Origin of the sequence: Methanofollis sp. (assembly GCF_028702905.1) — an archaeon.
Taxonomy (GTDB): domain Archaea; phylum Halobacteriota; class Methanomicrobia; order Methanomicrobiales; family Methanofollaceae; genus Methanofollis.
The window spans coordinates 23,109-29,160 of sequence record NZ_JAQVNX010000021.1 but is presented as its reverse complement, the minus strand read 5'-3'; the positions used below and the strand labels follow the sequence as shown (position 1 = coordinate 29,160).

9 protein-coding genes are annotated in these 6,052 nt (G+C 63.5%); 6 read left to right on the top strand and 3 right to left on the bottom strand.

Annotated elements, in window-relative coordinates:
* Positions 1 to 44 precede the first annotated feature (44 nt).
* Positions 45 to 305: a hypothetical protein gene (locus tag PHP59_RS04360; RefSeq protein ID WP_300164153.1), complete on the bottom strand. Its 261-nt coding sequence runs from the start codon at positions 303 to 305 to the stop codon at positions 45 to 47.
* Between the two features lie 132 nt (positions 306 to 437).
* On the opposite strand from PHP59_RS04360, the gene PHP59_RS04355 reads away from it, so the two are divergent.
* Positions 438 to 611, top strand: coding sequence for a helix-turn-helix domain-containing protein (locus PHP59_RS04355; protein ID WP_300164151.1), 174 nt, complete (start codon positions 438 to 440; stop codon positions 609 to 611).
* 542 nt (positions 612 to 1,153) lie between these two features.
* On the opposite strand, the gene PHP59_RS04350 is transcribed toward PHP59_RS04355, so the two are convergent.
* Entirely contained in the window at positions 1,154 to 2,842 is a 1,689-nt protein-coding gene (locus PHP59_RS04350; protein WP_300164148.1) for a PAS domain S-box protein, read from the bottom strand.
* 48 nt (positions 2,843 to 2,890) lie between these two features.
* Here PHP59_RS04350 and PHP59_RS04345 point away from each other — a divergent pair, with 48 nt between their 5' ends.
* Genes PHP59_RS04345 through PHP59_RS04330 form a run of 4 tightly spaced genes read left to right on the top strand, consistent with a single transcriptional unit; the run spans position 2,891 to position 5,615 of the window.
* Positions 2,891 to 3,337 (top strand): hypothetical protein, encoded by a 447-nt coding sequence (locus PHP59_RS04345; protein ID WP_300164145.1) that lies wholly within the window; start codon positions 2,891 to 2,893, stop codon positions 3,335 to 3,337.
* 44 nt (positions 3,338 to 3,381) lie between these two features.
* Positions 3,382 to 4,605 carry a M20 family metallopeptidase gene (locus tag PHP59_RS04340; RefSeq protein ID WP_300164142.1) on the top strand — a complete coding sequence of 408 codons (1,224 nt, stop codon included), beginning with the start codon at positions 3,382 to 3,384 and terminating at the stop codon, positions 4,603 to 4,605.
* A 33-nt stretch (positions 4,606 to 4,638) separates the two neighbouring features.
* On the top strand, positions 4,639 to 5,226 hold the full coding sequence (locus PHP59_RS04335; protein ID WP_366943721.1) for a DUF2179 domain-containing protein: 588 nt from the start codon (positions 4,639 to 4,641) through the stop codon (positions 5,224 to 5,226).
* A gap of 35 nt (positions 5,227 to 5,261) precedes the next feature.
* Positions 5,262 to 5,615, top strand: a complete 354-nt coding sequence (locus PHP59_RS04330) for a VOC family protein (RefSeq protein WP_300164139.1) — start codon at positions 5,262 to 5,264, stop codon at positions 5,613 to 5,615.
* On the opposite strand, the gene PHP59_RS04325 is transcribed toward PHP59_RS04330, so the two are convergent.
* On the bottom strand, positions 5,616 to 5,744 hold the full coding sequence (locus PHP59_RS04325) for a hypothetical protein (protein ID WP_300164136.1): 129 nt from the start codon (positions 5,742 to 5,744) through the stop codon (positions 5,616 to 5,618).
* Between the two features lie 14 nt (positions 5,745 to 5,758).
* Between PHP59_RS04325 and PHP59_RS04320 the strand changes: the two genes are divergently transcribed.
* Positions 5,759 to 5,983, top strand: coding sequence for a hypothetical protein (locus tag PHP59_RS04320; protein WP_300164133.1), 225 nt, complete (start codon positions 5,759 to 5,761; stop codon positions 5,981 to 5,983).
* Positions 5,984 to 6,052: the final 69 nt, after the last annotated feature.

Here is a 6,052-nt window from a genome sequence, read left to right as displayed (position 1 = left end):
GCTCCTTGTGAGCCTTTGAGGTGGTGTTCATGTCGCCAAACATCTCATGCCACCTCGAAGATCGCTGCTTTTCCGCCGTTCCGTACCACGCGCACGAGGTCGGCCCACGCCGCTGTGAACATCCTTCCGGCGAGGCGCACATTTACCGCCCGGCCGCTCTTTGACTTCGCAACTTCGCCGACCATGCACCCGTCCTTCATGGACCGCAGTGCCTGGCCCTCAAAAAAATATCCGCCGACACCGTCGAGGACGCAGATCAGCCGCCCCTCGAACAGACCTATACGGCCGATTTTTTGGAATCCCATTGTCTATACCTCCCGGAGCGGTCCCCCGCTCCTTATCCCCGTATAGGGGCCAATAGTATAAATATGTTATCATTGGTATGTATTGGTATGTTTATGTAACCAATATATACCAATGCAACCAACAGAAGGGCAATGCCCGAGAAGATGTATACCCTTGAAGAGGTGGCCGAGTTCCTGGCGACGACGCCGCGAGAACTCCGGCGGTATATCAGTGACGGGAAACTCCCGGCCATCAAGATCGGGAAGTCCTGGAAGGTGGCGGAGAGCACCATCGAAAAGATCCAGTCGGGCGAGCTCGTCATCTGATCCCGCCCGCGTTCTTGTGACGCTGGCGCTGTGCCCACCATCACCGGGCACTCCGCTCACGCTCCGGCCCGGGGATGATCTCTCCCGCCGACCCGCCCCCGCCGGCGGCCCGTGCTTGCTCGCCCTGCTCGCGGCGCACCGACCGCCGGGACCCTCCGTCTATCCCCTATCGTACTTGACTGCCCCGGAGGGGAGGAGCCGCTGACAAGCGGCGGGCGGGGTCGCCGACTTCGCCCGAAGGGGATGCTCGCCCATCCCCTGAGGGGGAACGTCGGCCTGAGCGGAGCACGGTGCATCAGCACGGTGCGGAGCGAAGTTTTTCAGCAGCCGGCATGGACCGCACCAGAGTGCGGACCATGCGGGCGTCCTCCTTCTCCAAGAAAAGATCCAGAGGGAGGCACGCGGTGCGTCGCGAGCATGGCGAGGGAGCACGGCGGGCCGATCACTATGCACGCGATCTCTCGCGCACGAGGCGCGCAAAAAATTAATGCCACAGAAGAGAGATCGCGATCCGCCGGCCCAGACATCGAAGGGTCAAATCTTCAAAAAAACGAAGAACGTAACTCCGATGAGGAATTCTCCCCCTCAGCGTTTTTGTTTTCGGTGTTTTTCTCATCTTCAGGCATCAGGAGACGGCTCCGTCTCCCGGTCAGGGCCGCACCGATGACCCGGGCCGCTGCCTCCAGGGCTTCACGTTCATACGCAGACCATTCCGCTTCCGGGAAGGGTGCTTCAAGGCCAAGAGAGCAGGAGCGCCCTTCCTCAGCCTGAAGAGATAGAAGGATACACGACCGTCGTCGACCGTCAGACCCACGGAACCTGAGGATACTGCCGCCGTCTGCGCCTTCTGACACTATAACAGGGTGACACGGCAGGGAAAATCCGTTGTTCACCCACGCATGCATCACCTCCCACGCATCACTCTCCCCACCCTGCTTCTTCAGAACATAGACCCCTTCTGCTCCCGCAGACATTCCAATCTCCGCAAGCACGGCGTCGATCCCCTCTGCCGCACTGCGGTCCCGGAGGAGGAGAGCGGCGGCGCGGACCACGGCGGCGAGGATGACGTCGCGACGCTTGAGGGCCAACGCCGTTTGTTTGCTCAGACTGATGTCGCGCACAATGGCCTGCCCTATGCCCCGCTCGGGACAGGTGCTCTGAGATGTGATCTCGACATCGATCACCTGCCCGTCAGACCTGACCCACTGCGTCTTGAAGGTCCCCTTCCCCTTCTCGGCAACCATCTGCATGGCTCTTCTTCCTCTTTCCACGATCCCATCCGCTGCAAAGTCGGTCACCCTCCTCCCGACAAGATCTTCGGGGGGATAGCCGAGCATCTCGCACGTCGCACTGTTGACCTTCAGGATCACCCCTTCGTTCGTCCTGACGATGATCGCGTCCTTTGAATGCTCGAAGAGGTGCCGATACTGTCTTTCGCTCTCCTGAAGGGCGGCCGTGGCCTGTTCCCTCCCGGTGACGTCCCGTATGATGGCGATGCTGTGCCATACGCCGCGGTATCGCACAGGGGAGAGGGTGCACTCGGCAACAAAGACCTCCCCCCCTTTCCTGACGACCGGTCCGGTGAACCTGCGCCCGGAGAGGATCCGCCTGATCACCCCCTTCATTCTGAACTCTCCCAGGGAGTCCTGGACATGCCGGCGTGTCTTCTCCGGCAGGAGATAGTGGTGGAAGGGCCTTCCCAGGACCTCGTCGGGGCGGTACCCGAAGATCTCCTCCGCGGCCCTGTTCCAGAGGACGACCCGGCACTCGTCATCCGTCATCATGATCCCCTCGCTGGCATTCTCGACGACACTCCGGAAACGCTCGTCGCTCTCCCTGAGGGCGGCCTCGGCACGCCGGCGCCCGACGGCATGGCGGATCTTGGAGACCAGTTCGGTGAACTGAGCGACGGCAGCACCTCCTTTCTGGATGTAGAAATCGGCGCCGCAGTTCAGCGCCTCGATGACGACGCCCTCCCGGCCCCTGCCTGTAAAGAGAATGAAGGGGAGGTCGGGATGCCCTACCCTGACCGCCCGCAGGAACTCAATGCCATTCATCGAGGGCATCTGGTAGTCGGAGACCACCACGTCATAGGGGGAGACATCAAGCAGGGCCAGTGCTTCTTCTGCCGATGCTACCGGCGTCACGATGAAGTCTTTATCCTCTTCGAGAAAGGCACAGGCCAGGTTCAGGAGGAGGGGTTCGTCGTCGACAAGGAGGATACGGATCATGGGGGTATGGAAGGATAGAATAGCGAGCCCCTATAAAAATATGACCATATGACCCGGTCGCCTGACCACCCCAATATCTTTCCCTTCCTGAATGGCATGGGATGCATGGGCATCAGGGTCAGACTGCCCGAGGGGAGGACGGTGCATGAACTTGCCCGGACCATCGCGGCCCTTGCAAACAGCGGCGGGGGAGAGGTGGTGCTCTGCGGCAGTGCCGGGATGGACGAGGTGTCCGGGGCCCTCGCGGCGGTCGTGCCGGTACCGGTCATGCGGACAGAACCGGAAGACGCGGCCGCAGAGAGATCGGTCAGGCAGAGTCTTGTCATCAGGCCGCCTGAAGTTGCGGTCAGGACAGGAGAGGAGGACGTGGCCCTCGCGGTCACACCCGGCGACTCCCTCTGCACCGTAGGGGGAACGGTCTATGCCTTCGAAGAGGGGGAGGTCAGGCCCCTTTCGATCGCGGAGGTGGTGAAAAGGCTTGGTTCAGGGGGGTGACAGGCGGCGATATGCATAATAGGCGAGGACTCAGAGGAGAATATGTGTCTACACGATCCGGAACCACATACAGGGAGCGCATCCTCGCCCTGACAGACAGGGAGGCCCCCGCCCTCCTCGGCCTGTACAGGGAATTTCACGCCTCCCCTGAACTCTCCGGAGCGGAAGAGGAGACAGCCGGAAGGCTTGCCGGTGCACTGGAAGAGGCGGGATGCACCGTCACCCGCGGCATCGGGGGCCACGGCCTCGTCGGCGTCCTTGAAAACGGCGACGGGCCGGTGATGATGCTCAGGGCAGATATGGACGCCCTGCCTATCCAGGAGGAGACCGGACTCCCCTACACCAGCAGGCGCCCGGGCGTGATGCATGCCTGCGGCCACGACCTGCACATGACGTCTCTCGTCGGGGCGGCCCGCGTCCTTGCAGCCTCGCGGGAGTGCTGGCAGGGCACCGTCCTCTTCGTCGGCCAGCCAGCCGAGGAGATCGTCGCCGGGGCGAAAAGGATGATCGCCGACGGCCTTTTTGAGAGGTTTCCGAAACCCGACTGTGCCGTCGCCGTCCATGCAGGCCCTGACATCGGTGTCGGCTGGGTCGGGACGCGGGCAGGCATCCTCTCGGCCGGCGGGGAGTCGATCGACCTCCTTGTCCGGGGCGTCGGGGGCCATGCCGCCCATCCCGACCGGACCCGCGACCCCGTCGTCCTCGCGGCGGAGACGGTCCTCGCCCTCCAGACCATACGGAGCCGCGAGATCGACCCGAACGACTTCTTCGTCCTCTCGGTCGGTGCTGTCCACGGCGGGATAAAGCACAACGCGATCCCCGACGAGGTGGCCTTGAAACTGAACCTCAGGTACCACCAGCGTCTGGTGCGCGACCAGGGCCTTGCCGCGGTCAGGAGGATCGCGGAGGGAACGGCGCTGGCTGCCGGGGTGCCGCGGGAGAGGATGCCGGTTGTCACGGTGATCGACGAGTCGGTCCCGCCCCTCGTCACCGACGCCGCCCTCACCGAAAAGTGCAGTGCCCGGATAGAGGAGTGCCTCGGGGCCGGTGCGGTCGTCGAGATTCCGCCCCTCTCGGGAAGCGAGGACTTTGCCGTCTTCGGGGAGGCCGGCATTCCCCTCGCCTACTACAGGATCGGGACAAAGGGCGAGGGAAGCGAGGACGCGTACCTCCATTCCTCGCACTTCGCCCCGGACGCCGGACCTGCGATCGGGACAGGGACCATCGTCCTTGCCGCGTCGGTCGTCGCATGCGCACGGTGCCCCTGATCCCCTCCCCACAACCCATAGGAGACGATGCCTGTGTTCGAGATAGACCCCTGGATTTTTTCCACCGTCCTGCTGCCCGCCCTCATCTTCTTTGCCAGGATCGCCGACGTCACCCTCGGGACGATGCGGATCATCTTCGTCGCCCGCGGCATGAAGATCGTCGCCCCTGTCCTCGGCTTCTTCGAGATCCTCATCTGGCTCACGGCCATCGGGCAGATCTTCGCGAACCTCACCGACTATGTCAACTACATCGCCTATGCCGCGGGTTTTGCCGCGGGCAACTACATCGGGATCCTTGTCGAGGAGAAGATCGCGATGGGACTTGCGGTCATCAGGATCATCACCCAGAGGGATGCTACCGCCCTCATCGGCACCCTGCGGTCCGCGGGGTACGGCGTGACCGTGATGGAGGCGCAGGGGAAAGCAGGTCCGGGGAAGGTCATCTTCACCGTGGTGCGGCGGCGGAACATCCCTGACGTGATCGCAAAAGTGAGTGCGTACTCCCCGAAGGCCTTCTACTCGGTCGAGGACGTGCGGTACGCCGCGGAGGGGACTTTCCCGCAGGTGCGGGACAGGAAGACCGAACTCAGGCTCTTCAAGTACTTCCGCAAGGGGAAGTGAGAAAGACTATTCTGGATGCGGGCCCATCCGGGCCCATGCCATCGGTGACATGGTTCGAGATCCCTGCCGACGATACGGGCAGGGCGAAGGCATTTTACCGCGACCTCTTCGGCTGGGAGACGACGCCGTTCCCCGTCCCGTTCAAGGACGATTTCTGGATGGTCTCGGCAGGCGGGGGGATCGGGGGCGACCTCTTCGGCCGCGAGTACGCGGGACAGCAGATGATGCTCTACATCGATGTCCCTTCCATCGAGGAATGCCTTGAACGGGTGACGGCGCTCGGCGGCCTGGTGGTCGCCGGGAAGACGCCGGTGCCGGGGATGGGATTCCTCGCGGTCTGCGAGGACACGGAGAAGAACCGCTTCGGCCTCTGGGAGAACGCACCGTGATCAGAGGTGGGCTGCAAGGGCGAGGTCCGCGAGGAGGACGAAGACCGCAAGGGCGGCAAGGTTCCTCCCGGCCGCGGCCACCGCGGCAGCACGACCGACCGGAGGCCTGAAGCAGGCGGCCGCCGCCATCGCAACGGGAAGGAGTGAGGCGAGGGCGGGGGGCGGGCCGTATAGTACCAGCCGACGAGGTTGCCGGCAAGGACGAAGGGGAGGAAGTACAGGGGCGCAGGAAAGAGGAGGGCATAGACGAGGGCGAGAAGGAGGGGAGACCCGATGAGGACGAGGGCGATCTGCCGCGCCGCCGGGGCGAGGTCGGGCCTCTCCAGGAGGACGCCGCTCCCGCCCGGTCGGCCGCACGGTCGAAGTAGTCGCTGCTGTACGAGACAGAGAGTTGCCCGGCCGCAAGGATGGTCCAGCCAAGGAGGAGGCGGACGGGG

What these genes read in the sequence shown, in the direction of transcription:
- PHP59_RS04360 (WP_300164153.1), bottom strand. Translation starts at nt 305, where the DNA reads ATGGGATTCCAAAAAATCGGCCGTATAGGTCTGTTCGAGGGGCGGCTG.
- PHP59_RS04355 (WP_300164151.1), top strand. Translation starts at nt 438, where the DNA reads ATGCCCGAGAAGATGTATACCCTTGAAGAGGTGGCCGAGTTCCTGGCG.
- PHP59_RS04350 (WP_300164148.1), bottom strand. Translation starts at nt 2,842, where the DNA reads ATGATCCGTATCCTCCTTGTCGACGACGAACCCCTCCTCCTGAACCTG.
- PHP59_RS04345 (WP_300164145.1), top strand. Translation starts at nt 2,891, where the DNA reads ATGACCCGGTCGCCTGACCACCCCAATATCTTTCCCTTCCTGAATGGC.
- PHP59_RS04330 (WP_300164139.1), top strand. Translation starts at nt 5,262, where the DNA reads ATGCCATCGGTGACATGGTTCGAGATCCCTGCCGACGATACGGGCAGG.
- PHP59_RS04325 (WP_300164136.1), bottom strand. Translation starts at nt 5,744, where the DNA reads ATGGCGGCGGCCGCCTGCTTCAGGCCTCCGGTCGGTCGTGCTGCCGCG.